Genomic DNA, 3,039 nt, shown 5'->3' with positions numbered 1-3,039 from the left:
TACTCCCCTATAAAAATGGCTATTTATCAACTGTTTGTTGTGACATAGCCTAATATTTTAAGTAAATAAAACGATATAATATAAACTGAAAGACAAATAATAATTTAATTATGGAGGCAGAGTCTATACTCATATAATAATTTTTAGTGAGTGAAAGGAGTTGCTGGAGATATATGAAAAAATTTGGATTAGAAAAATGGCGTACAATGTTAATCGTTTCATTAGTACTAATTGTTGTTTTTGTTATGGAAATTACAGGGCCAGTTCTTTTAGATGATGTATTAATGGGAGTAGTATGGATATTTATAGGGTTAATTACAATCTTTTTAAAGTCAAGAACTGATAAATACTATTTCTTTATCGGGATGGTACAAATTTTATTAGGTATATGGTTCTTTCTAAGATGATATTTAAAAAATATTATAATTTGTGTGTTGTGTTCTGTAATTCAACTAGGAACATGATTGTTCTGTATAATAAAATTAATGAAATAATGGAGGATATATAGTATATGAGAAAATGTATTCGTTGTAATTGTGAAATGAAAGAAGAATATGGGCTAAAAATTTCAGCTGCTTTAGCAGGAGTTGCACCAGTTATTCTTTCAAAAGGACAAGGAACTTTTAGTAAAGATCTAGGAAAAATAAAAGCGGCAGTATGTCCTTATTGTGGTGAAGTTAGTCTTTATATTGATGATTTAAAATCAATAAAATAAGCATAAACGGAATATAGAATTTATAAAACTAGATAGGGACAAATCAACCTTTAAACACTTTTAGAGTGAATATCTCTATCTTTTTTGTTACAGTATTTTTAGAAGGGATTGGACGTAAATAAAAAAAGATAGAAATCCTCTAAACCGACCAAAGTTTGCGATTTCTATCCGTCCTCTTAAACATTATTATGATACTGATAATTACCAACGACTTCAACATGATTTTGAATAAAAATGATAAAAATAATTATCAGGCTTTTGTTGCTTCGATTGAAACGTGCTGAATCTGAGAACAGACTGGTTCAAAGACTTAAGTCTTTTACACGCCAGAAACTGCTGATAATAGATGAGATTGGATATATCAGTTTAGACAAAGAAGATGCGAATCTGTTTTTCCAGTTAATATCAAGGCGATATGAACAACGATTAACTATAATCACAACAAATAAAAATCTGTCTAAATGGTCAACTATATTTAGAGATTCTGTAATAGCAAATGCGATACTTGATCGACTACTGCATCATTCGCATATAGTCAGTATAGTAGGTCCATCATACAGAATAAAAGACGTAATGGATTCGTTTGAAAACTAAATAATGCGATCCAAATTGGTGAAAATTAAACGATCCATTTTGGTGAATTTTATCTTGACATAATCATATTCTTTAATATGTCCTAAATGTAAACATCATGATTTTCAAAAACATGGCTATTATACTCGTAAAGTTAAATACAGAAAACATTCAGTCACTTTTACGGATCCTTCGTGTTAAATGTATGAGTTGTAAATCCACTCATGCAGTGCTTTTGTATTTTATCGTTCCTTATTCTCAATATGCTTTGGAAGTTCATCTAAAAGCTCTTCAATCAGACTTTCTTAATACTTTCATTGACTGGATAGAATGGAATGAAGAAATTAATGAATATTCGTATTATTATATTCGGTCCCAGTTTCAAAAGTACTGGAAAGAGCGACTGATGTCTGAAAGTATGAGATTGAAGACTGATCTTTTTAAGAGCTGTTTTAAAATTTTTTCATTACAATTTGTGCAGATTAAATGCACTAGAAATATTTTTTTATCCCTCTCCACATAAGGTATGAGGAATTATGCCGTTTCCTTGTATATTATGTCGCTGTAAGGAGGAAAATTTATAATGGATCATAAAACAGCACAGGAAATAGCTTTAAAAAGATATGGATTTATTGCACCATTTGTATCTGGAAATATAGATACGTACAAATCAAAAAGTGATTTCTTTCGAGATGCAGGTTCAAAGGCCGGGATGCACCCTCATACAGTAAGAAGGTGGTATGACCGGTACTTAAAATTAGGATTCGATGGATTGATCCCAAAGCCAAGAAATGATTCTAATCAATATCGTAAGCTAGATGGGGATATTCAAAATCAAATTATTTATATATTGTCTGAATATCCAAAACTTCCAGCTACGATAGTCTACCAGAGACTTCTTGACACAAATACAATCGTAAAAAAAGATGTTTCTTTGTCTACAGTAAATCGATTTGTACAGAAATATAAGGATTCAAAAGGAATCACACCTATAAAAGATATGAGACGATATGAATGTGAACATATAAACGAAGTGTGGTGTGGAGATTCAAGTGTAAGTCCTTATCTAAAAGTAGATGGAAAGAAGCAGAGGACTTATATTATTGCACTTATAGATGATGCAAGTCGTATGATTGTCGGAATCGATATATTCTTTAACGATAATTTTGTGAATCTGATGAGTGTGATTCGTGGAGTGGTCATTAAATATGGGAAACCAAAAAAATTCAACTTTGATAATGGAGCCAACTACAGAAGCGGCCAGATGAATCTTCTGGCAGCACGAATTGGAACGATCATTCATTATAATCCTGCTCGAACTCCAACTGGAAAGGCGAAAATTGAGCGCTGGTTTCGAACATTGAAAGATCAGTGGATGTCACAGCTTTGTATGAATGATTTTAAAGATATTGAAGAATTAAGAAAATCATTATTTGCCTATGTGCAGGAATATAATCAACGCATTCATTCATCATTGAATGGAAAATCACCTATGGAACGTTTCTTTACAGAAAGTACATTGATTATTAGAATGTCTGATCAGGAGGTTGAACGCAGCTTTTTACTTGAAATCGAACGTAAAGTATCTAATGACAGTGTGATCGTAATTGACGAAAAGGAATATGAAGTAAACTATAAATATCAGGGACAGAAACTATTGATTCGTTATTCACCAGATTTGAAAAAAGTATGTGATTACCCATCTGACAACCCCAGGCATTTTCCAAGCCTCTAGCCGTGGCATATTGGTC

Annotated in this window: 5 protein-coding genes; all 5 read left to right on the top strand. The window is 31.8% G+C overall.

Annotated features, from left to right (window positions below; translation table 11 throughout):
- Nucleotides 1-173 precede the first annotated feature (173 nt).
- The 5 genes from LJE08_RS13210 to LJE08_RS13190 all read left to right on the top strand — a co-directional run bounded on the left by LJE08_RS13210 (nucleotide 174) and on the right by LJE08_RS13190 (nucleotide 3,023).
- Nucleotides 174-407, top strand: a complete 234-nt coding sequence (locus LJE08_RS13210) for a hypothetical protein (protein WP_227403471.1) — start codon at nucleotides 174-176, stop codon at nucleotides 405-407.
- Nucleotides 408-541: 134 nt separating this feature from the next.
- A complete protein-coding gene (locus LJE08_RS13205; protein WP_227403470.1) occupies nucleotides 542-715 on the top strand; it encodes a hypothetical protein in 174 nt (57 codons plus the stop codon).
- Nucleotides 716-949: 234 nt separating this feature from the next.
- Complete coding sequence (locus LJE08_RS15375; RefSeq protein WP_353736520.1) at nucleotides 950-1,309, top strand: ATP-binding protein; 360 nt, start codon at nucleotides 950-952, stop codon at nucleotides 1,307-1,309.
- A 97-nt stretch (nucleotides 1,310-1,406) separates the two neighbouring features.
- On the top strand, nucleotides 1,407-1,811 hold the full coding sequence (locus tag LJE08_RS15370) for a DUF6431 domain-containing protein (protein ID WP_368735834.1): 405 nt from the start codon (nucleotides 1,407-1,409) through the stop codon (nucleotides 1,809-1,811).
- Between the two features lie 60 nt (nucleotides 1,812-1,871).
- Nucleotides 1,872-3,023 (top strand): DDE-type integrase/transposase/recombinase, encoded by a 1,152-nt coding sequence (locus tag LJE08_RS13190; RefSeq protein ID WP_227403469.1) that lies wholly within the window; start codon nucleotides 1,872-1,874, stop codon nucleotides 3,021-3,023.
- Nucleotides 3,024-3,039 lie beyond the last annotated feature (16 nt).

The sequence above is a fragment of the Holdemanella sp. DFI.5.55 genome, assembly GCF_020593575.1.
Classification (GTDB): Bacteria; Bacillota_I; Bacilli_A; order Erysipelotrichales; family Erysipelotrichaceae; genus Holdemanella; species Holdemanella hominis.
Note: the sequence above shows the minus strand (reverse complement) of the source record. Positions and strands in the feature narration are given on the sequence as shown.

Excerpts from the sequence above, each read along its gene's own strand:
- LJE08_RS13210 (WP_227403471.1), top strand. The coding sequence starts at position 174 with ATGAAAAAATTTGGATTAGAAAAATGGCGTACAATGTTAATCGTTTCA.
- LJE08_RS13205 (WP_227403470.1), top strand. The coding sequence starts at position 542 with ATGAAAGAAGAATATGGGCTAAAAATTTCAGCTGCTTTAGCAGGAGTT.
- LJE08_RS15375 (WP_353736520.1), top strand. The coding sequence starts at position 950 with ATGATAAAAATAATTATCAGGCTTTTGTTGCTTCGATTGAAACGTGCT.
- LJE08_RS15370 (WP_368735834.1), top strand. The coding sequence starts at position 1,407 with ATGATTTTCAAAAACATGGCTATTATACTCGTAAAGTTAAATACAGAA.
- LJE08_RS13190 (WP_227403469.1), top strand. The coding sequence starts at position 1,872 with ATGGATCATAAAACAGCACAGGAAATAGCTTTAAAAAGATATGGATTT.